Genomic DNA, 24,455 nt, shown 5'->3' on the forward strand with positions numbered 1-24,455 from the left:
ATGACCGACGCACCGCATGTTCCCGTCCTGTTGCGACCGCTGATCGCGGCCTTGGCCCCGATCGAAGGCGTATGGCTCGACGGCACCTTCGGGGCGGGCGGCTATACGCGGGCGCTTCTCGACGCGGGCGCCGACAGGGTCTTCGCGGTTGATCGCGATCCGTCGACATTCCGGATGGCGCAGGCATGGGTCGGGCAATACGGTGATCGGCTGCAGATGCGCGAGGGACGGTTTTCGCAGCTCGACCAGCTCGCAGGCGAGTCGCTCGACGGCGTGGTGCTCGACCTCGGCGTCTCCTCGATGCAGATCGATCAGGCCGAGCGCGGGTTCTCGTTCCAGAAAGACGGCCCGCTCGACATGCGCATGGGCAATACCGGCCCCTCGGCCGCCGACATCGTGAACGAGGCCGAGGAGGCGCATCTCGCGCGGATCCTGTTCCTTTATGGCGAGGAGCGGCAGAGCCGTCGCATTGCTCGCGCCATCGTCGCGGCGCGCCCCGTTACCACGACGTTGCAGCTGGCCGAGATCGTCGCGCGCTGCCTGCCACGCCAGAAGCCTGGACAATCCAACCCCGCGACCCGCAGCTTTCAGGCGCTGCGCATCGCGGTGAACGAGGAATATGACGAGCTTTACGAGGGCCTTGCCGCCGCCGAACGCGCGCTCAAGCCCGGCGGACTTTTGGGCGTGGTGACCTTCCACTCGGTCGAGGACCGTATGGTAAAGCGTTTCATGCAGCTGCGCGCCGGCGCCACTGGCAACGCCAACCGCTTCGCGCCCGAGGTCGAGGGACCGCCGCCTGCCTTCGAACTGGTGGGGCGCAAGGCCGCCGGGCCCGATGACGAGGAACTCGCCGCCAACCCGCGCGCCCGCTCGGCGCGGCTCAGGGTGGCGCGGCGCACCGATGCTCCGGCGGGGCGGGCCGATTCTGCCGCGCTGGGAATGCCTATCTTGAACAAAGGGGAGAAACGTCGATGAGGGGCGTGATCTACGTGCTGTCGGCTCTGGCCGTCGTCGCCTTGGGCTTCTGGGCCTATCAGGAGAACTACAGCACGCAGCAATCTTTGCGTGACGTGCGACAGCTCTATGCCCGCATTGGCGCCGCACATGCGCGGCTTGGCATGCTCAACGCCGAATGGGCCTATCTCAACCGCCCAGACCGCCTGCGCGACCTCGCCGATCTCAACTTCGACCGTCTCGGGCTTCTGCCGCTGCGGCCCGAAGCCTTCGGCCAGATCGAACAGGTCGGCTTCCCGCCCGAAATGCTGCCGCCGATCATGAACCCGGTCGAAGTGTCCTCGGCCTTCATGAACACCGATGAGGAGCCGCTGTGATCCGTCGCCCGCTGCGCCCCTTGGCGCGTATCCTCAAGGCGCGCGACCACGGCGAGAACCCCGACGCGATCGAACGCGAGAACCTGCGCCTGCGCCACGAAGAGGTGCGCGACCGCGCCCGCTCGCGTGCCGAAGGCCGCCTGCTGGTGCTCGGCGGTTTTTTCTTCATCGCCTTCAGTGCCATCGCTCTGAAGATGGGCGGCATGGCGGGCGCCCCCGCCGAAGAGCCGCGCGCCGCCGATTCGGGCAATCCGATTATTGCCCAGCGCGCCGACATCGCCGACCGCAAGGGCCGGATCCTCGCCACCAACCTCGACACCTACGCGCTCTATGCCCAGCCGCCGCAGATGATCGACCCGGCGCGCTCTGCGGCCGAACTGGTGCGGATCTTCCCCGAGCTCGACGAGCAGGAGCTGCTCGAGGATTTCGCCGGCCCGCGCAAGTTCCTGTGGATTCGCAAGCAGATCAGCCCCGAGCAGCGTCAGGCGGTGCATGACATCGGCGATCCGGGCCTGCTGTTCGGCCCGCGCGAGATGCGGATCTATCCCAATGGCCCCATCGCCTCTCACATTCTCGGTGGCGCGAGCTATGGGCGCGAGGGCGTCTCCTCGGCCGAGGTGATCGGCGTGGCGGGGGTCGAGCGGCGCTTCGACGCCTATCTGCGCGATCCTGCCAATGAAGGCGCGCCCTTGCAGCTTTCGCTCGACCTCACCGTGCAGTCGGCGGTCGAGGAGGTGCTCTTGGGCGGTATGAACCTGCTCAATGCGCGCGGCGCCGCAGCGGTGCTGATGGAGGCCAAGACCGGTGAGATCGTCGCCATGGCGAGCCTGCCGGATTTCGATCCCAACAACCGCCCCCGGCCGCTGATCAAGGGGTCGCCCGCCGACAGCCCGCTCTTCAATCGCATGGTGCAGGGCGTCTACGAGCTGGGCTCGGTGTTCAAGATCTTTACCGTGGCGCAGGGCCTCGAGATGGGGCTGATCCAGCCCTCGACCATGATCGACACCAAGGGCCCGATGACATGGGGCCGGTTCCGCATCCGCGACTTCCACGATTACGGCCCGCAGCTCTCGGCCACCGACGTGATTGTGGAAAGCTCCAACATCGGCACCTCGCGCATCGCCTTGATGTTCGGCGCCGAGAAACAGCGCGAATTCCTCGGTCGGCTCGGCATGCTCGAACCCACCGAGGTCGAGATGGTCGAGGCGCCCACGGGCAAGCCATTGCTGCCAGCGCAGTGGTCCGAGATCTCGACCATGACGATCTCCTATGGCCACGGGCTCTCCGTCACGCCGCTGCATCTCGCCGCCGGTTATGCCACACTCGCCAATGGTGGGATCAAGGTGACGCCGACGCTGCTGCACAACGCCAACCGCGCGCCGGCGAGCGGGTGGTGAGCGAGCAAACCGCCGCCGCCACGCGCGCCATGCTGCGCGCCGTGGTCAGCCGCGGCACCGCGAGCTTGGGCGATGTCGAAGGCTACGAGGTGGGTGGCAAGACCGGCACCGCCGACAAGCCCAAGGAAAATGGCGGCGGCTACTACAAGGACAAGGTGATCTCGACTTTCGCGGGCATGTTCCCCGCGACAGATCCCGAATACGTCTTCGTCGTCACCTTCGACGAACCGGTCGAGACCACGGGATCGATCCGCGCCGCACCGCCGGTTGGACCGCCGTGCCCGTCGCCTCCGAGATGATCCGGCGGACCGCGCCGCTTCTGGGTCTCAGACCGCAGGTTGAAGGCGCGCCCATTGAGGGTATATCGCTGGCCGCGAACTGATCCGCGAGGGGCTGAGATGGACGGCAAGGTGGCCACGCTGGCCGAACTGGGGCTGACGGCGCAGGGCGGCCGCGAGGCGCGTCTCACGGGGCTGTCGGTGGACAGCCGCGAGGTGCGGCCAGGTCATCTCTTTGCGGCGCTGCCCGGCTCGGTCTCGCACGGGGCGGGTTTCGTCGAGACGGCCCTCGAAGGGGGCGCCGCGGCGATCCTTACCGATGCGGACGGCGCGCGCATCGCAGCATCCGCGCTCTCGTCGTCATCGGCGGCGCTGATCATCGCCGAAGAGCCGCGCCAGGCACTGGCCCATGCCGCCGCGTTGTGGTTCGGACCCGCGCCCGGCACCCTCGTCGCCGTGACCGGCACCAATGGCAAGACCTCGGTCTCGACCTTCGCCCGACAGATCTGGACCGCGCTGGGACACCGTGCCGTCAACCTCGGGACCACCGGGGTCGAGGGGGCATGGACCCATCCGCTCAAGCACACCACGCCCGAGCCGATCACCCTGCACCGCGCTCTGGCCAGGGCCGCGCGCGAAGGGGTGACCCATGTGGCGATGGAGGCGTCGAGCCACGGTCTCGACCAGCACCGGCTCGACGGGGTGGTGCCGGCGGCGGCGGGCTTCACCAATTTCACGCAAGACCATCTCGACTATCACCAGAGCTTCGAAGCCTATTTCGAGGCCAAGCTCGCGCTGTTCGATCGGGTGCTGCCCGAAGAGGGCGTGGTCGCCGTCAATCTCGACGATACCAAGGGCGCAGAGATCGCCCGGCGCTGCGCGGCGCGCGGACAGGAGGTGATCGGCGTGGGTCACGCCGAGGGCGCTCGGTTGCGTCTTTTGGCGCAACGATTCGAATCTACCGGTCAGGAGCTGCGCTTTGCCTGGCAAGGCACGGCGCGCATGTGCCGTCTCGACCTCGTCGCGGCTTTCAGGCCGAAAACGTCCTTCTGGCCGCCGCGATGGTAATCGGTGCCGGAGAGGACCCCGACGACGTGTTCCGCGCGCTGCCCGAACTCACCACCGTGCGCGGACGGATGCAACTTGCCGCCCGGCGCAACAACGGCGCGACGGTCTTTGTTGATTACGCCCACACCCCGGACGCGGTCGAGACCGCGCTCAAGGCGTTGCGCCCGCATGTGATGGGCCGCATCGTGGCCATCATCGGTGCGGGCGGCGACCGCGACCGGGGAAAGCGACCCTTGATGGGGGCGGCCGCCGCCCATCACGCCGACGCGGTGATCGTCACCGACGACAATCCGCGGTCCGAAGACGCGGGATCGATTCGCGCCGCCGTGCTGGAGGGGGCGCGCGGCGTGATCGGCGGCGCCGAAAGCGTGACCGAGACCGGCGACCGCGCCGAGGCGATCCTTCGGGGCGTCGATGCGCTGGGGCCGGGCGACGCGCTGCTGATCTGCGGCAAGGGCCACGAGACCGGCCAGATCGTCGGCGACGATGTTCTGCCCTTCGACGACGCCGAGCAGGCTTCGGTCGCCGTGGCCGCTCTGGAGGGACACGCATGACTCTCTGGACTGCAGCCGATGCCGCCGCCGCGACGGGTGGACGCGCGAGAGGCGATTGGAACGCCGACGGCGTCTCGATCGACACCCGCACCCTGAAGCCCGGCGATCTCTTCGTTGCGCTGGAGGCGGCGCGCGACGGGCACGACTTCGTGGCGCAGGCGCTTGAGAAGGGGCCGCCGCCGCCCTCGTCAGCCGCGTACCCGACGACGTGCCCGAAGACGCGCCCCTGCTGATCGTCGATGCGGTCTTGCCGGCGCTGGAGCGGCTTGGCATCGCGGGCCGTGCCCGTACCGGGGCCCGGATCGCGGCGATCACCGGTTCGGTGGGCAAGACCTCGACCAAGGAGATGCTGCGCGCAGCGCTCGAAGGGCAGGGCCGCGTCCATGCCGCGGAGGCGAGCTACAACAACCACTGGGGCGTGCCGCTGACGCTGGCGCGGATGCCCGCCGACACCGACTTCGCGGTGATCGAGATCGGCATGAACCATCCCGGCGAGATCGCGCCGCTTGCCCGCATGTCGCGGCCGCATGTCGCGATGATCACCACCGTCGCCGCCGTGCATCTCGAAGCTTTCGAGAACGTCGAGGGGATCGCGCAGGAGAAGGCCGCGATCTTCGAGGGGCTGGAGCCGGGCGGCTGCGCCGTGATCAACGGCGACCTTGCGGTGAGCCCGATCCTGCGCGCCAGCGCCCGCGCGGCAGGGGCGAAGATCATCGGTTTCGGCGGCGGCGTCAGCAACCATCACAGGCTGCGCGAGGCGCATGTGCGAGAAGGCGCCACCGTCGGCAAGGCGCGGCTGTGGCGCACCGACATCATGCTCAAGGTCGCGACCGAGGGGCGGCATTTCATGGTTAACGCGCTGGGCGTGATCGCCGTGGCGCAGGCCATGGGCGCCGACCGGGCCCGTGCGATCTGCAACCTTTCCGCATGGGCGCCACCCGCCGGCCGCGGCACCCGCGAAACGGTGGTCATCGACCCCGCTCGCGACGGTGAGACGCTGGAATTGATCGACGACAGTTTCAACGCCAACCCGACCTCGCTGTCGGCCTCGCTCGCGGTGCTCGCCGCCGCCCGGACTCGAGACGGGGTGGGGCGGGTGCATCGCGGTCGCCGCATCGCGATCCTGGGCGACATGCTGGAACTGGGCCCGCGCGAGCGCGGGATGCACGCCGAGATGGCAAATGATCCGGCGATGGCCGCGCTCAGGACGGTGCATTGCGTGGGGCCGCGGATGCGCGCCTTGCACGACGCGCTGCCCGAGGCGCAGCGCGGGCGTGGGTCGAGCGGGTCGAGGAGCTGATCCCCGAGACGGCGCGGCTGGTCGATTCCGGCGATGTCGTGCTGGTCAAAGGCTCCAAGGGCAGCCATGTCAGCCGTCTTGTTGACGCGATCCGCAAACTGGGGCAACGCAGACCCTCCGGCGACAAGGAGGCCTGAGACCCATGCTCTACCTGCTGACGCTGCTGTCCGACGGCGGCGACTTCTTCAACCTGTTTCGCTACATCACCTTTCGGGCGGGCGGGGCCTTTCTGACGTCGCTTCTGTTCGGTTTCATCTTCGGACCGCCGCTGATCAACGTGCTGCGTCGCACCCAGGGCAAGGGCCAACCGATCCGCACCGACGGCCCCGAGGGGCATTTCGCCAAGGCGGGCACCCCGACCATGGGCGGGCTCTTGATCGTCGGCGCGGTAATGACCTCGACGCTGCTCTGGGCGCGGCTCGACAATCCTTACGTGCTGATGGTGCTTTTCGTGACGCTGGGCTTCGCGATGATCGGTTTTGCCGATGACTACGCCAAGGTCCGCAAGCAGAACACCGATGGCGTCTCGGGCAAGCTGCGGCTGCTGATCGGTTTCACCATCGCTGCACTCGCGGGTTGGTGGGCGGCGATGTATCACCCCGACAACCTCACCAACCAGCTCGCCTTCCCGGTCTATAACGAGATGCTTCTCAACCTCGGCATCCTGTTCGTGCCATTTTCGATGATCGTCATCGTCGGCGCCGCCAATGCGGTGAACCTCACCGACGGTCTCGACGGGCTTGCGATCATGCCGGTGATGATCGCCGCCGGTGCCTTTGGCGTCATCGCCTATGCCGTGGGCCGCACCGATTTTACCGAGTATCTCGGCGTCCACTACGTGCCCGACACCGGCGAAATCCTGATCTTCACCATGGGGCTGATCGGCGGGGGCCTCGGCTTTCTGTGGTACAACGCGCCGCCTGCGGCGGTCTTCATGGGCGACACCGGCTCTCTCGCGCTGGGCGGCGGCCTCGGGGCCATTGCAGTGGCGACCAAGCACGAGATCGTGTTGTCGATCGTCGGCGGGCTCTTCGTGGTCGAGGCGCTGTCGGTGATCATTCAGGTGCTCTACTTCAAGCGCACCGGGCGCCGGGTCTTCTTGATGGCGCCGATCCATCATCACTACGAAAAGAAGGGCTGGTCCGAGCCGCAGATCGTGATCCGATTCTGGATCATCTCGCTGATCCTCGCGATGATCGGCCTGGCCACGCTGAAGCTGCGCTGAGACGCATTTCACGGAGAGAGCTATGATCCCGGTTCGCGGACATGAGGGCCAGATTGTCGCGGTGCTGGGGCTGGGCAGGTCCGGCCGGGCCACGGCGGCGGCGCTGAAGGCCGGCGGCGCGCAGGTTGTCGCTTGGGATGACGGCCCTTCGGGGCGCGAGGCCGCCGAAGCCCAAGGCATCGAGCTGCGCGACCTAACCCGTGCGAGCGCCTACGAGGGCGTGTCGCTTCTCGTCACCTCTCCGGGCATTCCGCATCTCTATCCCGCGCCGCATGCCGCCATCGCAGCCGCTTGGGAGGCGGGGGTGCCGGTCGACAACGACATCGGCCTGTTCTTTCGCAGCTATGCGACCGAAGATTTCGACCAGTTCGACACGTTGCCCCGCGTCGTCGCCATTACCGGCTCAAACGGCAAGTCGACCACCTCGGCGCTGGTCCATCACATATTGATCGAGAACGGCCGCCCCGCGCAGCTTGCAGGCAATATCGGCCGCGGCGTGCTCGATCTCGATCCGCCGCATGACGGCGAGGTGGTGGTGTTGGAGCTGTCGAGCTACCAGACGGAACTGGCGCGTGCGCTCACGCCCGACATCGCGGTGCTGACCAACCTCTCGCCCGATCACCTTGATCGGCATGCCGGGCCGGGTGGATATTTCGCGGCCAAGCGGCGGCTCTTTTCCGAGGGCGGGCCGGACCGCGCCGTGATTGGTGTCGACGAGAACGAAGGCCGCTACCTCGCCAACCAGCTCGCCATCGCCGCCGCCGACGATCGCGTCATCGCGATCTCCTTGGGCCGCAAGCTCACCGGTCCCGGCTGGAATGTCTTTGCGCGCAAGGGTTTCCTCAGCGAGTACCGCAAGGGCCGTCAGGTCGCCTCGGTCGATCTGCGCGACATTCCCGGCCTGCCGGGGGCGCACAACCACCAGAATGCCTGCGCTGCGTGGTCCGTCGCACGCGCGCTGGGCCTCGGGCCGCGCGGCATCGAGGCGGCGCTGCGCTCCTATCCCGGCCTGCCGCACCGCTCGCAGCGGGTGGCGGAACGGGATGGCGTGGCCTTCGTCAACGACAGCAAGGCCACCAATGTCGACGCCGCCGCCAAGGCGCTCTCCGCCTTTCCGCGCATCCGCTGGATCTGCGGCGGGCTCGAGAAGGAAGGCGGGCTGTCGGGCTTGGGCGAGGGGCTGGCAAACGTCGCCAAGGCCTATGTGATCGGCCGCGAGGCCAAAGCCTTCGCGGTAAAGCTCTCAGGCGTCGAGGCCGAGGTCTGCGGCAGCATGGCCGTCGCCGTGGAGCGGGCCATGGCCGAGGCGGAGCCGGGTGACACCGTGCTTCTGGCCCCCGCGGCGGCGAGCTTCGATCAATACGACAATTTCGAGCAGCGCGGCGAGGATTTCGCGAGCGAGGTCAAGGCCCGGCTCTGATCGCGCGGGGCGCGGTCAGCCACCCTGCGCGATCGCCGATCCGGCGGCAAAGCCCGAGGCCCAGGCCCATTGGAAGTTGTAACCGCCGAGCCATCCGGTGACATCGACGCATTCGCCAATGAAATGCAGCCCCGGCACCGTCTTCGCCTCCATCGTCTTGGACGACAGCGCGTCGGTCGACACGCCTCCCAGCGTCACTTCGGCAGTGCGGTAGCCCTCGGTACCCGAAGGCACCAGCCGCCAGTCGCGCAAGGCGGCACACAGCGCGTCGATGGCGCGGTCGGACTGGTCGGCCATGTTGCCGGGCATCGGATGCTCCTCGGCCCATGCCTCGATCAGCCGGGCGGGCAGATGCTGCGCCAGCACCGTCTTCACCGCCTTTTTTCCATCCGTGCGCCGCGCGCCGCGCAAGGCCTCGGCCAACCTGCCGTCGGGGGCGAGGTCGATGCGGATCTCCCCGCCCTCGCGCCAGTAGGACGAGGCCTGCAGGATCGCGGGACCGGAGAGCCCACGATGCGTGAACAATAGCGCCTCATCAAAAGCGGGGCCGTCGGCCTGCGCGCGCACCGGCAGAGCCACGCCGGACAGACCGGCAAAGCGGTCCGGAAAGGTCAGCGGCACGAGGCCGGGTCGGGTTTCGGTGAGGGGCAAGCCGAACTGCTCAGCGATGCGGTAGGCCAGCCCGGTGGCGCCCATCTTGGGAATCGACTTGCCGCCCGTGGCCACCACGACTCGGGCCGCGCGAAGCGTCTCGCGCCGTCCCGCCCGCTCGATCACCGCGCGAAACCCGCTTTCGTCACGGGCGACCTCGACCAGCGAAGTCCGAAGCGACACCTCGGCTCCGGCGGCCCGTGCCTCGGCCATCAGCATCGCGACGATCTGGGTGGCCTTGCCGTCGCAGAACAGCTGGCCCAGCGTCTTTTCGTGCCAAGCGATGCCGTACTTTTGCACGAGGTCGAGGAAATCCCATGGCGTGTAACGCGCCAGCGCCGATTTGTGGAAATGCGGGTTGGTCCCGACAAAGCATTCGGGGCCGGTGCGCAGGTTGGTGAAGTTGCAGCGCCCGCCGCCCGAGATCCGGATCTTTTCGCCCGGCGCGCGGGCGTGGTCGATCACGAGCGTGTCGCCGCCCGCATGCATCGCCGCGAAGAGGCCCGCGGCCCCGGCACCGAGGATCAGCGTGTTGATATGACGTGTGTTGTCCATCCCCGCGACCTGCCGCTTTTCAGCCACGGGCTCAAGCCTCGGTAGCGCCGGGACTGGACGTTATTTTCATGGTCAATCGCGCATATTCGCGCTAGTCTTGTGCGACAGACCCGCAAAAGCGGGCAGGGCAGAGGCAATCAGGCAGCAGATTCATGACCGAAATGGTGCATGGGGCGGTCCCCGTACGGACCGTCGATCCGATTCTCCCCCGCTGGTGGCGGACCATCGATGTCTGGACCATGTCCTGCATCCTGTTGCTCTTTGCGATCGGCATCCTGCTGGGGCTCGCGGCCTCGCCCCCGCTGGCCTCCCGCAACGGTCTTGACCCGTTTTACTATGTCAGCCGACAGGCATTCTTCGGCATCGTCTCGCTCGCGGTGATGATGGGCGTGTCGATGATGACGCCGCAGGTGGTGCGCCGCCTCGCAGTCGTGGGCTTTGCAGGGGCCTTCGTCGCGCTGATGCTGCTGCCGGTCTTCGGAACCGATTTTGGCAAGGGCGCGGTGCGCTGGTTCTCCTTCGGTTTTGCCTCGGTCCAACCGTCGGAGTTCCTCAAGCCCGGCTTCGTCGTCGTGGCGGCATGGTTCATGGCGGCAGGGATGGAGCCCTCGGGTCCTCCGGGCCGGCTGTGGTCCTTCGCGCTGGCCTTCACCATTGTCATGTTCCTCGTGCTGCAGCCCGATTTCGGGCAGGCGGCGCTCGTGCTGTTCTCCTGGGGCGTGATGTATTTTGTCGGTGGCGCGCCGATGTTGCTACTGGCGGGCCTCGCAGGTGTGGTCATTCTGGGCGGCACCTTCGCCTACAACAACTCCGAGCACTTCGCCCGGCGCATCGACGGTTTCCTCTCGGCCGAGGTCGATCCCAACACCCAGCTCGGCTATGCGACCAACGCGATCCGCGAGGGCGGCTTCTTCGGCGTCGGCGTCGGCGAGGGACAGGTGAAGTGGTCGCTTCCCGACGCGCATACCGACTTCATCATCGCCGTGGCGGCCGAGGAATACGGGCTGGTCTGCGTGATCGCGATCATCGTGCTCTACTGCACCATCGTGGTGCGTTCGCTGATGCGGCTGATGAAGGAGCGCGACACCTTCATCCGTCTGGCCGGCACCGGCCTCGCCTGTGCCTTCGGCGTGCAGGCGATGATCAACATGGGCGTGGCGGTGCGGCTCCTGCCGGCCAAAGGCATGACGCTGCCCTTCGTGAGCTATGGCGGCTCCTCGGTGATCGCGTCCGGCATCGCGCTCGGCATGCTCCTCGCCTTTACCCGGACCCGTCCGCAGGGCGGCATCGGCGACATCCTGTTGCGGCGGGGCCGCTGATGTCGGCGCCGCTTCTCGTCATCGCCGCCGGTGGTACCGGCGGCCACATGTTTCCTGCTCAGGCGCTTGCCGAGCTGATGCTGACGCGCGGCTGGAGGGTCAAGCTGTCCACCGACGCGCGCGGCGCGCGCTATACCCAGAACTTCCCCCGCGAGGTCGAGATCGAACAGGTGGGTGCGGCCACCTTCGCGCGCGGCGGCCTCTCGGCCAAGGTGATCGCGCCGTTTCGCATCGGCGGCGGCGTGGCGGCGGCGGTGACCCGGATGATGCGCGACCGGCCTTCGGTGGTGGTTGGCTTTGGTGGCTACCCCTCGATTCCCGCGCTTTCGGCGGCAACGGTCCTCAAGCTGCCGCGCATGATCCACGAGCAGAACGGCGTGCTGGGCCGAGTCAACGGGCTGTTCGCGCGCCGCGTCCACGCCGTGGCCTGCGGCAATTGGCCCACCGCGCTGCCCGATGGCGTCGAGGCGATCCATACCGGCAACCCGGTACGCCGCGCCGTGCTCGACCGTTCGGGCGCGGCCTACATTCCGCCGGGCGATTACCCGATGTCGGTTCTCGTAATCGGTGGCAGCCAAGGCGCGCGCATCCTGTCGGACGTGGTGCCGCCCGCGATCGCCGAGCTTCCGGCCGAACTGCGCCGCCGGGTGCGGGTCAGCCATCAGGCCCGCGAGGAGGACGTGCAGCGCGTCTCCACCTATTACGCGGATGAGGGGATCGATGCCGACGTGCAGACCTTTTTTGCCGATGTTCCGACACGCATGAGCGAGGCGCAGCTGGTCATCTGCCGCTCCGGCGCCTCGACCATCGCGGATCTAAGCGTCATTGGCCGGCCTTCGATCCTCGTGCCCTTCGCGGCCGCCGCCGCGGATCATCAGACCGCAAATGCGCGCGGTCTCGTCGACGCCGGCGCGGCGATCATGTTCCCCGAGAGCAAGTTTCATGTGACGACGCTCTCCCAGCGGATCGCGCTGGTACTCGGCAACAGCGACGGCGCGATGCGGATGGCGCATGCGGCGCGCGACACGGGCGTTCCCGACGCGGCAGAGCGGTTGGCGGGGGTTGTGGAACGCCTCGCGGATGGACAGAAGGGCACGGATTCTTGATGGACGGGACGCAAGCCATGAACGCCGCCACGAAACTGCCGCTCGATGTCGGCCCGATCCACTTCGTCGGCATCGGCGGCATCGGCATGTCCGGCATCGCCGAGGTGCTCCTGAACCAAGGCTACACGGTGCAAGGCTCGGACCTGAAGGGCTCCAAAATCACCGAGCGGCTCGAAACCCTCGGGGCCCGGGTCTTCATCGGCCAGTCGGGCGAGAACCTCGAAGGGGCCGAAGTCGTCGTCATCTCCTCGGCGATCAAGCCGGGCAACCTCGAGCTTGACGAAGCCCGCCGCCGCGGTCTTCCCGTGGTGCGCCGCGCCGAAATGCTGGCCGAGCTGATGCGGCTGCGCTCCAACGTCGCCGTGGGCGGCACCCATGGCAAGACCACCACCACGACCATGGTGGCGACGCTGCTCGACGCAGGCAATTTCGACCCCACCGTGGTCAATGGCGGCATCATCCATGCCTATGGCTCGAATGCCCGGATGGGGCAGGGCGAATGGATGGTGGTCGAGGCCGATGAGAGCGACGGCACCTTCAACCGGCTACCCGCCACCATCGCCATCGTGACCAACATCGACCCCGAGCACATGGATCACTGGGGCTCGATCGAGGGGCTGCGCAAGGGCTTCCTCGACTTCGTGTCGAACATCCCTTTCTACGGCCTCGCCGTATGCTGCACCGACCATCCCGAAGTGCAGGCGCTGGTGGGCCGCGTCACCGACCGCCGCGTCACCACCTTCGGGTTCAACGCGCAGGCCGACGTGCGTGCCGCCAACCTGACCTACAAGGGCGGCATCGCGCATTTCGACGTGGTGCTGCGCGCCGAGGGCACGGTGATCGAGGGCTGCACCCTGCCGATGCCGGGCGATCACAACGTGTCGAACGCGCTCGCCGCCGTCGCCGTGGCGCGGCATTTGGGCATGAAGCGCGATGAGATACGTGCGGCACTTGCCGGGTTCGGGGGTGTCAACCGGCGCTTCACCAAGGTCGGTGAATGGAACGGCGTCACGATCATAGATGATTACGGCCATCACCCCGTGGAGATCGCCGCCGTGCTGCGTGCGGCTCGCCAAGCCAGCGAAGGCCGGGTGATCGCGGTGCACCAGCCGCACCGTTTCACGCGGCTCGCCACGCTGTTCGACGATTTCTGCACCTGTTTCAACGACGCGACGTGGTCGGCATCTCGGACATTTACGCCGCTGGAGAAGAGCCGATCGAGGGGGCGGGACGCGACGACCTCGTCGCCGGTCTGATCCGGCATGGCCATCGCCACGCGCGCGCCGTCACCTCCGAGGAGGATCTGGCCCATCTGGTGCGCGAGCAGGCTCGTCCCGGCGATATCGTTGTCTGCCTCGGAGCGGGCACGATCAGTGCCTGGGCCGGTGCGCTGCCCGCAAGGCTGGAACAGGACGGATGAGCGCGGCGCAGGCCCTGCCGCTGGCGGTCGCCTGCCTGTGGGTGATTGCGGCCAATCTCGCCGCTATGCTGCCTTCGCGCGACAACCACCGCAGCTGCGCCACCGCCCTCGTGGTGATCGGCGTGCCGCTTCTGGGCTGGACCACCTATGCGCTGGGTCCGATCGCGGGCGTGGCGATGATGGCGGCGGGGGCCTCGGTGCTGCGCTGGCCACTGATGGCGGCCGGTCGGCGGCTCAAGCGGCGGTTCGGGCGGGCGTGATGACCGGCATGCCCAGCGAACTTCCCGACACGCGGGGTCGGCTGACCCCAAATCGCGCGCTCGCCGATCTGACATGGCTGCGCGTGGGCGGGCCGGCCGACTGGCTGTTCCAACCCGCCGACCGCGAGGATCTTGCAGCCTTCCTGCGTGACCTCGACCCTTCCGTGCCGGTCTTCGCGATGGGCGTCGGCTCCAACCTCATCGTGCGCGACGGGGGTGTCCGCGGCGTGGTGATCCGGCTCGGGCGCGGCTTCAATGGCATCGACATCGCACCCGATGGCCGCGTCATCGCCGGGGCGGCCGCGCTCGATTCGCACGTCGCGCGCAAGGCGGCGCAGGCGGGGCGCGACCTGACCTTCCTGCGTACCATCCCCGGTGCCATCGGCGGCGCGGTACGGATGAACGCGGGCTGCTACGGCGCCTATGTCGCCGACGCGCTGCGCGAGGTCACGGTGATCCACCGCGATGGCCGAACGGAAACGCTTGCCGCCGCGGCGCTTGACCTCGCCTATCGTTCGAGCCGTCTGCCGGAGGGCGCGGTGATCGTCGAGGCGGTGTTCGACGCGCCCGAAGGCGATCCGGTGGCGCTCGAGGCACGGATGGAGGAGCAGATCGCCAAGCGAGACGCCAGCCAGCCCACCCGCGACCGCACGGCGGGCTCGACCTTCCGCAATCCGGTGGGATTCTCCTCAACCGGGCGCGCCGATGACAGCCACGAGTTGAAAGCTTGGAAGGTGATCGACGAGGCGGGGATGCGCGGCGCGCGGCTTGGTGGTGCCGTGATGAACGACAAGCATCCGAACTTTCTCACCAATGCGGGCAACGCGACGGCGGCCGATCTCGAAGCTCTGGGCGAGAAGGTCCGGAAAAGGGTTTACGAGCATTCGGGCCTGACGCTAGAATGGGAAATCATGCGGGTCGGGCAACCGAGCGCGTGACACACGGATAATTCGGCCCCCGCCAAGCGGGGGAGGCCCACAAGGGCCATAACAATGACGCGCCGTTCAGCGGCGCGCGAATGGGGCAGTGCGGGAATGTCGAGCGGGACACATCCCAAGGTTGTCGTGGTGATGGGCGGACCCTCGGCCGAGCGCGAGGTCTCTCTTTCCACGGGGCGCGAATGCGCGGCGGCCTTGCGGCAGGCAGGATATGAGGTGATCGAGGTCGATGCCGGCCCCGACCTGCCCCAGCGTCTGCGCGACCTTGCTCCCGGTGTCGTCTTCAACGCCCTGCACGGCCCGCGCGGCGAGGATGGCTGCATCCAGGGCCTGCTGGAATGGCTGCGTATCCCCTATACCCATTCGGGCGTGCTGGCCTCGGCGCTGGCCATGGACAAGGAAGCCACCAAGACCGCCTTTCGCGCCGAGGGGCTTCCAGTGGCAGAGAGCCGCCTCGCCACCAAGGCCGAGGTGATGGCCGCCCATGTCATGCCGCCGCCCTATGTCGTGAAACCCTACAACGAAGGCTCCAGCGTCGGCGTCTATATCGTGCCCGAAGGCGCGCACCAGCCGCCGCAACTTGCCCAAGATATGCCCGCGACGGTGATGGTCGAGGCTTACCTTCCGGGGCGCGAGCTGACGACCACGGTGCTGGGCGACCGCGCGCTGACCGTGACCGATATCGTGACGAATGGCTGGTACGACTACGACGCCAAGTACAAGACCGGCGGCTCGCGCCATGTCGTGCCCGCCGAGATTCCGCAGGAGATCTTCGAGGCCTGTCTCGACTACGCGCTTCGCGCGCATCGCGCCTTGGGCTGCCGTGGCCTTTCACGCACAGATTTCCGTTGGGACGAGGGCAGGGGGCTTGATGGCCTCGTGCTTCTGGAGACCAACACCCAGCCCGGCATGACGCCGACCTCGCTTGCGCCCGAGCAGGCGGCCAAGGTCGGCATCTCGTTTCCCGAGCTCTGCGGCTGGCTGGTGGAGGACGCCTCATGCGATCGTTGACTTCGCTGTTCCGGCGCCAGCCGCAATACGGCATGCGCCGCGATCCGGCGCCGACGCGCTGGGGCTACCGCTACCAGCGGCTGATGCTGACGCCGGCCTTCCGGATCGGATTGCGCTTCGGCCTGCCGCTCGTGCTCGTGGCGGCGGTGGGTGGCATCTGGTTCGGTCAGCAGGACAACCGCACCGCATTCGCCGCGCAGGTCGACCGGCTCAAGGCGATGGTCCAGCAGCGACCCGAATTCATGGTGGGCGCGGTCGAGATCGAGGGCGCCGAGCCCGCGCTCGCCGCCGCGATCAAGGCGTTCCTGCCCGAGAAGATGCCGGTGTCCTCCTTCGATCTCGACCTGCCGGAGATCCGCAGCCGCATCCGCGAGCTGACGGCGGTGGCCGACGCGACGGTGCGCGTCCGCCCCGGCGGCACGCTCGAGGTCGCGGTGACCCAGCGGGTTCCGGTGGCGGTGTGGCGCTATGTCGACGGGCTGCGGCTCGTCGATGCCGAGGGCGTGATGACCGGGATGATCCCGGCGCGTTCCGACCGCGCGGACCTGCCTCTCATCGCGGGCGACGGCGCGCGCGAAAAGATCGACGAGGCGCTGGCGCTATTTGCCGCCGCCGCCCCCGTCGCCCCGCGCATTCGGGGGCTGGTGCGCATGGGCGAACGGCGCTGGGATCTGGTGCTCGACCGCGACCAGCGGATCCTTCTGCCCGCGGAGGCGCCGGTGAAGGCGCTGGAGCGGGTGATGGCGCTCGATGAGGCCGAGGAGATTCTCGCGCGCGACATCGCGGCGGTGGACATAAGAAACGAGGATCGGCCGACCATAAGGCTGACCGAGCAGGCATTGGTGCGGCTTCGCCGCGTCAGCGAGACAAATTAGAAAAAACGGGGCGGAAACGAAAATGGGGCAGCTCTACCAGACGCAGCGGGCGATGCGGCACATGCGCAAGGCGGCGATGCAGAGAGGCGTCATCGCCATTCTCGACGTCGGCACCTCCAAGATTGCCTGTCTGGTGCTGCGTTTCGACGGCGACGCCCCGGCGCTCGAGGGCGTGGGCTCGATGGCCGGGCAGTCCAACTTCCGCATCATCGGTGCCGCCACCACCCGCTCGCGCGGGGTCTCCTTCGGCGAGGTCGCGGCGATGGCCGAGACCGAGCGCGCGATCCGCACCGCGGTGCAGGCGGCGCAGAAGATGGCGGGCGTGCGCGTCGATCACGTCATCGCCACGCTGTCGGGTGCGCGGCCGCGCAGCTACGGTCTCGACGGTGAGGTCGAGGTCGAAGAGGGCCAGGTGACCGATGGCGACATCGGCCGCGTGCTCGCCGCCTGCGAGATGCCCGACTATGGCGACGGCCGCGAGGTGCTGCACGCGCAGCCGGTGAACTTCGCACTCGACCATCGGTCGGGTCTCGCCGATCCGCGCGGCCAGATCGGCCAGCGGCTCACCACCGACATGCACCTGCTCACCGTCGACGCCACCGCCATCGAGAACCTGCTCTACTGCATCAAGCGCTGCGACCTCGAGGTCGCAGGGATCGCGTCGTCTGCCTATGTCTCGGGCGTGTCCTCGCTGGTCGAGGACGAGCAGGAACTGGGCGCGGCCTGCATCGACATGGGTGGCGGCTCCACCGGCATCTCGGTCTTCATCCGGAAGCATATGATCTATGCCGACAGCGTGCGCATGGGGGGCGATCATGTCACCTCCGACATCTCGATGGGCCTGCAGGTGCCGATGGCCACCGCCGAGCGGATCAAGACCTTCTACGGCGGCGTCGTCGCCACCGGCATGGACGACCGCGAGATGATCGAGATCGGCGGCGACACCGGCGATTGGGAGCATGACCGCCGCACCGTCAGCCGCGCCGAGCTGATCGGCATCATGCGCCCGCGCGTCGAGGAGATCCTCGAGGAGGTGCGCCAGCGGCTCGACGCGGCGGGCTTTGAGCATCTTCCTTCCCAGCAGATCGTGCTCACCGGCGGCGGCAGCCAGATCCCCGGGCTCGACGGTCTGGCGACGCGCATCCTCGGCCAGCAGGTCCGTCTGGGCCGACCGCTGCGCGTGCAGGGTCTGCCGCAGGCCGCCACCGGCCCGGCCTTCGCGGGCTCGGTGGGGCTGTGCCTCTTTGCCGCGCATCCGCAGGATGAATGGTGGGACTTCGAAGTGCCTGCCGAGCGCCACTCGGCGCGGTCCTTCAAACGGGCCTTCAAATGGTTCAAGGACAACTGGTGATACGCAAGATGTCGCTCATCGGCCCACAGGGCCGATATTCGACGCTGCGGAAACCTCAAGAAAACAGTAAGAATGCCCGAGTTTCCCCGTGACGATACGAGCGCGCGCGGATAGTTTGGCCAAACAATGGCAGACACGCCCGGCGGGACGGGCCAGATTCAGGACAGGCAGACAGCGATGGCACTCAACCTCTCTCTGCCGGGGCAGGAAGATCTCAAGCCCCGGATCACCGTCTTCGGCGTGGGCGGCGCTGGTGGCAACGCGGTCAACAACATGATCGAGAAGGAGCTCGACGGCGTCGAGTTCGTGGTCGCCAACACCGATGCGCAGGCGCTGCAGCAATCGCGCGCCCAAGCCAAGATCCAGATGGGCGTGAAGGTCACCGAAGGTCTGGGCGCGGGCGCTCGTGCCACCGTCGGCGCCGCCGCGGCCGAGGAGTCGATCGAGGAGATCGTCGATCACCTCGCCGGCGCGCATATGTGCTTCATCACCGCCGGCATGGGCGGCGGTACCGGTACCGGCGCTGCGCCGATCATCGCCCAGGCCGCGCGCGAGCTCGGCGTGCTGACCGTCGGCGTCGTCACCAAGCCGTTCCAGTTCGAGGGCGGCAAGCGCATGAAGCAGGCCGAGGCCGGCGTCGAGGCGCTGCAGAAGGTGGTCGACACGCTGATCATCATCCCGAACCAGAACCTGTTCCGCCTTGCCAACGAGAACACCACTTTCACCGAGGCCTTCGCTCTCGCCGACGACGTGCTCTATCAGGGCGTCAAGGGCGTGACCGACCTGATGGTGCGTCCCGGCCTAATCAACCTCGACTTCGCCGACGTCCGCGCGGTGATGGACGAGATGGGCAAGGCGATGATGGGCACCGGCGAGGCCGAGGGCGAGGACCGTGCCGTTCAGGCCGCCGAGAAGGCGATCGCGAACCCGCTGCTCGACGAGATCAGCCTCGAGGGCGCCAAGGGCGTGCTCATCAACATCACCGGCGGCTACGACCTCACCCTGTTCGAGCTCGACGAGGCGGCCAACAAGATCCGCGAGAAGGTCGATCCCGAGGCCAACATCATCGTCGGCTCCACGCTCGACACCGGCATGGAAGGCCGGATGCGCGTCTCCGTGGTCGCCACCGGCATCGATGCGATGGCCAAGCACGAGGACGTCCCCGTGCCGCGCCGCAAGATGAGCGAGCCGCTGCGCGAGCGCGTCTCGACCGAGGACGAGATGCAGGCCGCGCCGGTGCCGCCGCGCCGCGAGGCCCAGCCGCAGCCCGCATCCCGCGCCCAGGCCTCCGTGCCGCGCCGCGAGCCGCAGCAGCAGGTCCGTCAAGAGCCCGAACCCTCCTATGAAGAGGACTACGCCGAAGGCTTCGACACCCGGCGCTCTGCCCCGCGCGAGGAGCCGCAGCAGCGGTTCCAGCCGCAGCACGAAGACGATGTGCCGGCCCCCGTCTACGAACCGCGCCGCGAGGCGGCTCGTCAGGCCGAGTCCGCCCCCGAAAGCTTCGTGGCGCCCGCGCCGCGTGCCTCCGGTGGAGCCTCTCCTGACACCATGGCGCGTCTGCGGGCCGCGTCGCAGAACCAGCCGCGCCAGCAGCAGCCCGAGCGCGCCGAGATGCCCCGCGCCGAGCCGCGCAGCCCCGCCGCTCCGGCCCGCAGCGCCGAGGCCGACCGGCAGCCGCGCTTCGGTATCAATTCGCTCATCAACCGGATGACCGGTCATGCCGAGCAGCCCGGCGCCCCGGCGCAGCCGCGCGTCCGCAGCCGCCGACCCAGCGCGCGCAGCCGCAGCAGCCCGTGCAGCCACGTCAGGCCCCCAACTGGCAGGATGACGGCGAGACCGATCCCGAGCAGGAGCGCATCGAGATCCCTGCCTTCCTGCGGCGTCAGGCGAACTGACGCAAAGCCGCACATTCTTTGTGCAACAAGGGCCGCCTTCGGGCGGCCCTAGCCGTTTTCAGGGGGTTTTTCCTATCGACTGCGTGCTCCGGACCACATGTTTCACGCTGTCGCAAAGAGTGAATTGTGACCTCTAGGGGGAGCGCTTAGGTCACTGGGGTAACGAAATCCGAAATGGATCCGGGTAGAGACACGTGCAGACCACATTGTTCAGATACGTCGGCTTTACCGGCATTGGCCTCCATACGGGGCGACCGGTCCGACTCGTGCTGCGACCCGCGCCCGTGGGCCATGGCATCGTATTCCGCCGCATGGATGTGGTCGGGATCGACCGTCTGGTGCCCGCGCGTTGGGATCTGGTCGAGATTTCGCCGCTCAATACCCGCGTCGTCAATGCCGACGGCGTATCGGTCTCGACCATCGAACATCTGATGGCCGCACTCTCGGGCTGTGGCGTGCACAACGCGCTGATCGAGATCGACGGCCCCGAGGTTCCGATTCTCGACGGCAGCGCCGCAGGCTTCGCGCGGGCGATCCTCGATGCCGGGCTGCGGCGTCAGGACGCGCCGCTCCGGGCGATCGAGATGCTCGATGTTGTCGAGGTTTATTACGGCCAGGCCATGGCCCGGCTGCGACCAGCCCGCGGTCACGAGCCGCGCGGCCTCAGGATCGACTTCGAGATCGACTTCGTCGATCCGGCCATTGGTCATCAGTCGCGCGTGCTCGATATGGCCAACGGTGCCTTTCTGCGCGAATTGTGCGACAGCCGCACTTTCTGCCGCCTCTCGGATGTCGAAGCGATGCAGGCGCAGGGCCTGGCACTCGGCGGTACCTTCGAAAACGCGGTGGTGGTCGATGGCAACCGGGTGCTCAGCCCCGGTGGCCTGCGTCATCCCGACGAGGCGGTGCGCCACAAGATGCTCGACGCGCTCGGCGATCTGGGCACCGCGGGCCTGCCGATCCTCGGTGTCTACGAAGGGCTGCGCGCCGGTCACGCGATGACCAACCGCCTGCTGCGCGCACTCTTTGCCCGGCCCGAGGCCTGGCGCGTCGTGACCTGCGACGCCGCGCTCGAAGACCGGCTGCCGGGCAGTCGGCTCAAGCCCGCCGATTTCGCCGCCGTTGCCTGATCGCCGCGCCGCGAGCGCCGCCGGAAAAGCCATTTTGCCCCCGATTTTTTCATGCTAGACCCGAGGCCGAGCGGCCCCGGTGCGGGGTGTGAACGGGGCAACGACCCCGGGATGGGCAGATGACCGACAGGATGCAGGACGCGCGGATGGCAGGCAGCGGAACACGGGCCAGCTTGGGCCTGATACTGGCTCTGGGGCTCTTGGTCGGCTGCGGCAGCACCTCTGACCGGTTGAGTGCGGGCGCGCTTGAGCAGCTTGACGCCGTGGCGATCTACAAACAGGGCGAAGCCAGCCTCGAAAGCGGTTCAGCCGACGACGCGGCCTTCTATTTTGGTGAAATCGAGCGCCTCTACCCCTATTCGGAATGGGCCAAGCGCGGGTTGATCATGCAGGCCTTCGCCCTGCACAAGGACGGCGCCTATGACGACAGCCGTGCCAGCGCCCAGCGATATCTCGATTTCTATCCGACCTCCGAGGATGCGGCCTACGCACAGTATCTTCTGGCGCTGAGCTATTACGATCAGATCGATGACATTGGCCGCGATCAGGGCCTGACCTTTCAGGCGCTGCAGGCGCTGCGTGCGGTGATCGAGCAATATCCCGACAGCAGCTATGCCGCCGAGTCGAAGCTGAAATTCGACCTCGCCTTCGACCACCTCGCGGGCAAGGAAATGGAGATCGGGCGCTACTATCTCAAGCGGGGTCACTATGCCGCCGCCGCGCGCCGGTTCCGCGTCGTGGTGGAGCAGTTCCAGACCACGACCCATACCGCCGAGGCGCTGCACCGGCTGGTCGAGACCTATCTCTCGCTCGGGCTCATCCAGGAGGCGCAGACGGCGGGCGCCATCCTCGGCTACAATTATCGCGGCACCGACTGGTACGAGGACAGCTACCGCCTGCTCACCGGACGCGGCCTGTCGATGGAGGCTACCGGTGACAACTGGCTGGCAAGCATCTATCGCCAGCTGGTGCGGGGCGAATGGATCTGATCGCTTCGCGCTGACGTTCACTCCGGGGGTTACTGGACATGCTGCGCGCGCTCGACATCCGGGACATGCTGATCATCGACAGGCTTGAGCTGGAGTTCCAGCCGGGCCTCAACGTGCTGACCGGGGAAACCGGCGCGGGCAAGTCGATCCTGCTCGACAGCCTCGGCTTCGTGCTGGGCTGGCGCGGGCGGGCCGAGCTGGTGCGCGCGGGCGCGGCCCAAGGCGAGGTAACGGCGGTGTTCGAACTCGCGGCCGACCATCCGGCGCGCCGCGTGCTTTCGGAGGCCGGGATCGAGGCCGATGGCGAACTCATCCTGCGCCGCGTCAACACCGAAACCGGTCGCAAGACGGCTTGGGTCAACGATCGCCGCGTCTCGGGCGAGGTGCTGCGCGCGCTGTCCGATCAGCTTCTGGAACTGCACGGCCAGCACGATGATCGCGGTCTCCTCGATCCGCGGGGCCACAGGCTGATGCTCGATGAGTTCGCCCAAGCTGCACCCGCCATTGCCGAGACCCGCCGCGCCTGGGCTGCGCGGCGCGACGCCCGCCGTGCCTTGGCGGCGGTGCAGGGGCAGGTGGAGGCGTTGCGCGCCGAGGAAGATTACCTGCGCCATGCCGTGGCCGAGCTCGATGCGATGGACCCCCAGCCTGGCGAGGAGGCCGAACTTGATGCCACGCGGCGCCGGATGCAGGGCGCCGAGCGGGTACGCGGCGACGTGGCACGCGCCCATCAGGTGATTTCCGGCGAAGGAGCCGAAGGTTTGGTTTCGGATGCGATGCGTTGGCTCGACGGCGCGATCGAGGCCGCCGAAGGCCGTCTGGACCTCGTGATGGAAGCGCTGACCCGCGCGCTTGACGCCCTCGGCGAAGCCGAGACCGGCGTGCGCGACGTGCTCGACGCCCTTGAGTTCGACCCACGTGCGCTCGAAGCCGCCGAGGAGCGGCTCTTTGCACTACGCGGTCTGGCGCGCAAGCACGAGGTGGCGGTCGACGAGCTGGCCAGCTTCACCGACGGCCTGCGTCGGCGACTGGCGGCGCTCGACGCTTCCGAAGGCGACATGGCCGATCTCGAAGCCGCCATGCGCGCCGCCGACACCGCCTATGACGCCGCCGCCGCCGCATTGAGTGAACTGCGGCGCGACGCAGGCCTGCGGCTGTCGGCGGCGATGGCGGCGGAACTGGCGCCGCTCAAGCTTGACCGTGCGGTGTTCGAGGTCGATCTGACGCCCGCCGATCCCGGCCCCGAGGGGCGCGACGAAGTGAGCTTTCGCGTCGCCACCAACCCCGGCGCGCCGTCCGGCCCGCTTTCGCGTATCGCCTCGGGCGGTGAGCTGTCGCGGTTCCTTCTGGCGCTCAAGGTCTGCCTGACCGGCGACAATATCGGCAAAACGCTGATCTTCGACGAGATCGACCGGGGCCTCGGTGGTGCCACCGCCAACGCCGTGGGTCGCCGGTTGGCGCGGCTGGCCGACGGGGCGCAGGTGCTGGTCGTCACCCATTCGCCACAGGTCGCGGCGCTGGGGGCGCATCACTGGCGTGTCGAAAAGGGGGTGAGCACTGGCCCCTCGGGCGAGGTAACGACATCGCGCGTGGTGCCCCTCGACGACTCCGACCGCATCGACGAGATCGCGCGGATGCTCGCGGGCGATACGGTTACCGAAGCCGCGCGTGGCGCGGCGCGGGTATTGCTCGGTGATGCCGACGCGGCCTGACCAAGGACGGTCGGCAGACTATCGTCCCCGCATAGAAAAAGGGTGTCTGCAATCTGTGTTGAGCGCTTCGCTTTTGAACAAAATGGTCAACTTTCTTCCGTGAGCGCACAGAGTGCACTCATTGCTACACCATTACTTTCGAAGCTTCCTGAATGCACTCGGCGATCCGATCGACGTTGATGATGGGTTGGGTAGCCCCTCCTGACGGCACTCGTGCCAGGATGGTCCGGATCGGATCAGGAGGATCGTGCAATGAAGGAAGTATCAATCATCGGCGTCGACTTGGCCAAGCAGGTGTTTCAGCTCCACGGAGCGACCGCCGACGGCGAAGTTGTCTTTCGGAAGAAGCTGTCACGCAAACAGTTCGCGGTTTTCATGGAGGCACATCCTCGTTGTCGCGTCGCGATGGAGGCGTGCGCCACGGCTCACCACTGGGCTCGCATGCTGACGGGTTTCGGCCATGAGGTGCGGCTGATCGCACCGAAGTTCGTCAGGCCCTATGTGAAGACCCAGAAGAACGACATGGCCGACGCCGAGGCGATTGTGGAAGCAGCAACCCCACCGACCATGCGCTTCGTCGAGAGATCGTGTCCCAACGCTTGGTGTAAGAGGCTGCGGGCGGAGCCCTTGGCGTAGCGCAGCGCGTGGCGGGGTGTGACGCTGGCGATCA

At 67.7% G+C, this 24,455-nt stretch carries 16 protein-coding genes and 5 pseudogenes; 20 read left to right on the forward strand and 1 reads right to left on the reverse strand.

What is annotated here, in order from left to right:
• From rsmH to murD, 7 genes and pseudogenes are all read left to right on the forward strand, one after another.
• Positions 1-975 carry a 16S rRNA (cytosine(1402)-N(4))-methyltransferase RsmH gene (rsmH, locus tag MBELCI_RS03560; protein WP_021692785.1) on the forward strand — a complete coding sequence of 325 codons (975 nt, stop codon included), beginning with the start codon at positions 1-3 and terminating at the stop codon, positions 973-975.
• The gene (ftsL, locus tag MBELCI_RS03565) at positions 972-1,331 is read left to right on the forward strand and encodes a cell division protein FtsL (protein WP_021692786.1); all 360 of its coding nucleotides are present in this window, start codon (positions 972-974) and stop codon (positions 1,329-1,331) included. The genes rsmH and ftsL overlap by 4 nt, the downstream gene beginning before the upstream one ends.
• Positions 1,328-3,110 (forward strand): annotated as a pseudogene (locus MBELCI_RS03570) (peptidoglycan D,D-transpeptidase FtsI family protein). Before ftsL ends, MBELCI_RS03570 begins: the two are co-directional and overlap by 4 nt.
• A 16-nt stretch (positions 3,111-3,126) precedes the next feature.
• A pseudogene (locus MBELCI_RS03575) lies at positions 3,127-4,628 on the forward strand (UDP-N-acetylmuramoyl-L-alanyl-D-glutamate--2,6-diaminopimelate ligase).
• Positions 4,625-6,065 (forward strand): annotated as a pseudogene (locus MBELCI_RS03580) (UDP-N-acetylmuramoyl-tripeptide--D-alanyl-D-alanine ligase). The pseudogenes MBELCI_RS03575 and MBELCI_RS03580 overlap by 4 nt, the downstream one beginning before the upstream one ends.
• 5 nt (positions 6,066-6,070) lie before the next feature.
• The gene (gene mraY / locus MBELCI_RS03585; RefSeq protein WP_021692790.1) at positions 6,071-7,153 is read left to right on the forward strand and encodes a phospho-N-acetylmuramoyl-pentapeptide-transferase; all 1,083 of its coding nucleotides are present in this window, start codon (positions 6,071-6,073) and stop codon (positions 7,151-7,153) included.
• Between the two features lie 22 nt (positions 7,154-7,175).
• The gene (murD, locus tag MBELCI_RS03590; protein ID WP_021692791.1) at positions 7,176-8,573 is read left to right on the forward strand and encodes a UDP-N-acetylmuramoyl-L-alanine--D-glutamate ligase; all 1,398 of its coding nucleotides are present in this window, start codon (positions 7,176-7,178) and stop codon (positions 8,571-8,573) included.
• Between the two features lie 15 nt (positions 8,574-8,588).
• Here the strand turns inward: murD and MBELCI_RS03595 are convergent, their stop codons facing one another.
• Complete coding sequence (locus tag MBELCI_RS03595) at positions 8,589-9,779, reverse strand: BaiN/RdsA family NAD(P)/FAD-dependent oxidoreductase (RefSeq protein WP_045319654.1); 1,191 nt, start codon at positions 9,777-9,779, stop codon at positions 8,589-8,591.
• Between the two features lie 152 nt (positions 9,780-9,931).
• On the opposite strand from MBELCI_RS03595, the gene MBELCI_RS03600 reads away from it, so the two are divergent.
• The 13 genes and pseudogenes from MBELCI_RS03600 to MBELCI_RS03660 form a co-directional block, all read left to right on the forward strand.
• Positions 9,932-11,098 (forward strand): peptidoglycan glycosyltransferase FtsW, encoded by a 1,167-nt coding sequence (locus tag MBELCI_RS03600; RefSeq protein WP_021692793.1) that lies wholly within the window; start codon positions 9,932-9,934, stop codon positions 11,096-11,098.
• On the forward strand, positions 11,098-12,204 hold the full coding sequence (locus MBELCI_RS03605; protein WP_021692794.1) for a UDP-N-acetylglucosamine--N-acetylmuramyl-(pentapeptide) pyrophosphoryl-undecaprenol N-acetylglucosamine transferase: 1,107 nt from the start codon (positions 11,098-11,100) through the stop codon (positions 12,202-12,204). The genes MBELCI_RS03600 and MBELCI_RS03605 overlap by 1 nt, the downstream gene beginning before the upstream one ends.
• 17 nt (positions 12,205-12,221) lie before the next feature.
• A pseudogene (gene murC, locus MBELCI_RS03610) lies at positions 12,222-13,624 on the forward strand (UDP-N-acetylmuramate--L-alanine ligase).
• Positions 13,621-13,884, forward strand: a complete 264-nt coding sequence (locus MBELCI_RS03615) for a DUF2484 family protein (RefSeq protein ID WP_021692796.1) — start codon at positions 13,621-13,623, stop codon at positions 13,882-13,884. Before murC ends, MBELCI_RS03615 begins: the two are co-directional and overlap by 4 nt.
• A gap of 8 nt (positions 13,885-13,892) precedes the next feature.
• Complete coding sequence (murB, locus tag MBELCI_RS03620) at positions 13,893-14,822, forward strand: UDP-N-acetylmuramate dehydrogenase (RefSeq protein ID WP_045319666.1); 930 nt, start codon at positions 13,893-13,895, stop codon at positions 14,820-14,822.
• Between the two features lie 96 nt (positions 14,823-14,918).
• Entirely contained in the window at positions 14,919-15,833 is a 915-nt protein-coding gene (locus MBELCI_RS03625; RefSeq protein WP_081698476.1) for a D-alanine--D-alanine ligase, read from the forward strand.
• Positions 15,821-16,708: a cell division protein FtsQ/DivIB gene (locus MBELCI_RS03630; RefSeq protein WP_045319656.1), complete on the forward strand. Its 888-nt coding sequence runs from the start codon at positions 15,821-15,823 to the stop codon at positions 16,706-16,708. The genes MBELCI_RS03625 and MBELCI_RS03630 overlap by 13 nt, the downstream gene beginning before the upstream one ends.
• 22 nt (positions 16,709-16,730) lie before the next feature.
• A complete protein-coding gene (ftsA, locus tag MBELCI_RS03635; RefSeq protein ID WP_045319657.1) occupies positions 16,731-18,059 on the forward strand; it encodes a cell division protein FtsA in 1,329 nt (442 codons plus the stop codon).
• 177 nt (positions 18,060-18,236) lie between these two features.
• Positions 18,237-20,006 (forward strand): cell division protein FtsZ, encoded by a 1,770-nt coding sequence (gene ftsZ / locus MBELCI_RS03640; RefSeq protein ID WP_021692800.1) that lies wholly within the window; start codon positions 18,237-18,239, stop codon positions 20,004-20,006.
• A gap of 142 nt (positions 20,007-20,148) precedes the next feature.
• Positions 20,149-21,084 (forward strand): UDP-3-O-acyl-N-acetylglucosamine deacetylase, encoded by a 936-nt coding sequence (gene lpxC / locus MBELCI_RS03645; protein ID WP_045319658.1) that lies wholly within the window; start codon positions 20,149-20,151, stop codon positions 21,082-21,084.
• Between the two features lie 146 nt (positions 21,085-21,230).
• Complete coding sequence (locus tag MBELCI_RS03650; protein WP_045319667.1) at positions 21,231-22,073, forward strand: outer membrane protein assembly factor BamD; 843 nt, start codon at positions 21,231-21,233, stop codon at positions 22,071-22,073.
• Positions 22,074-22,111: 38 nt separating this feature from the next.
• Positions 22,112-23,785, forward strand: coding sequence for a DNA repair protein RecN (recN, locus tag MBELCI_RS03655; RefSeq protein ID WP_021692803.1), 1,674 nt, complete (start codon positions 22,112-22,114; stop codon positions 23,783-23,785).
• A gap of 252 nt (positions 23,786-24,037) precedes the next feature.
• Positions 24,038-24,364: pseudogene (locus tag MBELCI_RS03660) on the forward strand (IS110 family transposase); the annotation flags it as partial.
• Positions 24,365-24,455 lie beyond the last annotated feature (91 nt).

It is taken from the genome of Limimaricola cinnabarinus LL-001, assembly GCF_000466965.1.
GTDB lineage: Bacteria > Pseudomonadota > Alphaproteobacteria > Rhodobacterales > Rhodobacteraceae > Limimaricola > Limimaricola cinnabarinus.

Excerpts from the sequence above, each read along its gene's own strand:
- rsmH (WP_021692785.1), top strand. The coding sequence starts at position 1 with ATGACCGACGCACCGCATGTTCCCGTCCTGTTGCGACCGCTGATCGCG.
- ftsL (WP_021692786.1), top strand. The coding sequence starts at position 972 with ATGAGGGGCGTGATCTACGTGCTGTCGGCTCTGGCCGTCGTCGCCTTG.
- mraY (WP_021692790.1), top strand. The coding sequence starts at position 6,071 with ATGCTCTACCTGCTGACGCTGCTGTCCGACGGCGGCGACTTCTTCAAC.
- murD (WP_021692791.1), top strand. The coding sequence starts at position 7,176 with ATGATCCCGGTTCGCGGACATGAGGGCCAGATTGTCGCGGTGCTGGGG.
- MBELCI_RS03595 (WP_045319654.1), bottom strand. The coding sequence starts at position 9,779 with ATGGACAACACACGTCATATCAACACGCTGATCCTCGGTGCCGGGGCC.
- MBELCI_RS03600 (WP_021692793.1), top strand. The coding sequence starts at position 9,932 with ATGACCGAAATGGTGCATGGGGCGGTCCCCGTACGGACCGTCGATCCG.
- MBELCI_RS03605 (WP_021692794.1), top strand. The coding sequence starts at position 11,098 with ATGTCGGCGCCGCTTCTCGTCATCGCCGCCGGTGGTACCGGCGGCCAC.
- MBELCI_RS03615 (WP_021692796.1), top strand. The coding sequence starts at position 13,621 with ATGAGCGCGGCGCAGGCCCTGCCGCTGGCGGTCGCCTGCCTGTGGGTG.
- murB (WP_045319666.1), top strand. The coding sequence starts at position 13,893 with ATGCCCAGCGAACTTCCCGACACGCGGGGTCGGCTGACCCCAAATCGC.
- MBELCI_RS03625 (WP_081698476.1), top strand. The coding sequence starts at position 14,919 with ATGTCGAGCGGGACACATCCCAAGGTTGTCGTGGTGATGGGCGGACCC.
- MBELCI_RS03630 (WP_045319656.1), top strand. The coding sequence starts at position 15,821 with ATGCGATCGTTGACTTCGCTGTTCCGGCGCCAGCCGCAATACGGCATG.
- ftsA (WP_045319657.1), top strand. The coding sequence starts at position 16,731 with ATGGGGCAGCTCTACCAGACGCAGCGGGCGATGCGGCACATGCGCAAG.
- ftsZ (WP_021692800.1), top strand. The coding sequence starts at position 18,237 with ATGGCACTCAACCTCTCTCTGCCGGGGCAGGAAGATCTCAAGCCCCGG.
- MBELCI_RS03650 (WP_045319667.1), top strand. The coding sequence starts at position 21,231 with ATGGCAGGCAGCGGAACACGGGCCAGCTTGGGCCTGATACTGGCTCTG.
- recN (WP_021692803.1), top strand. The coding sequence starts at position 22,112 with ATGCTGCGCGCGCTCGACATCCGGGACATGCTGATCATCGACAGGCTT.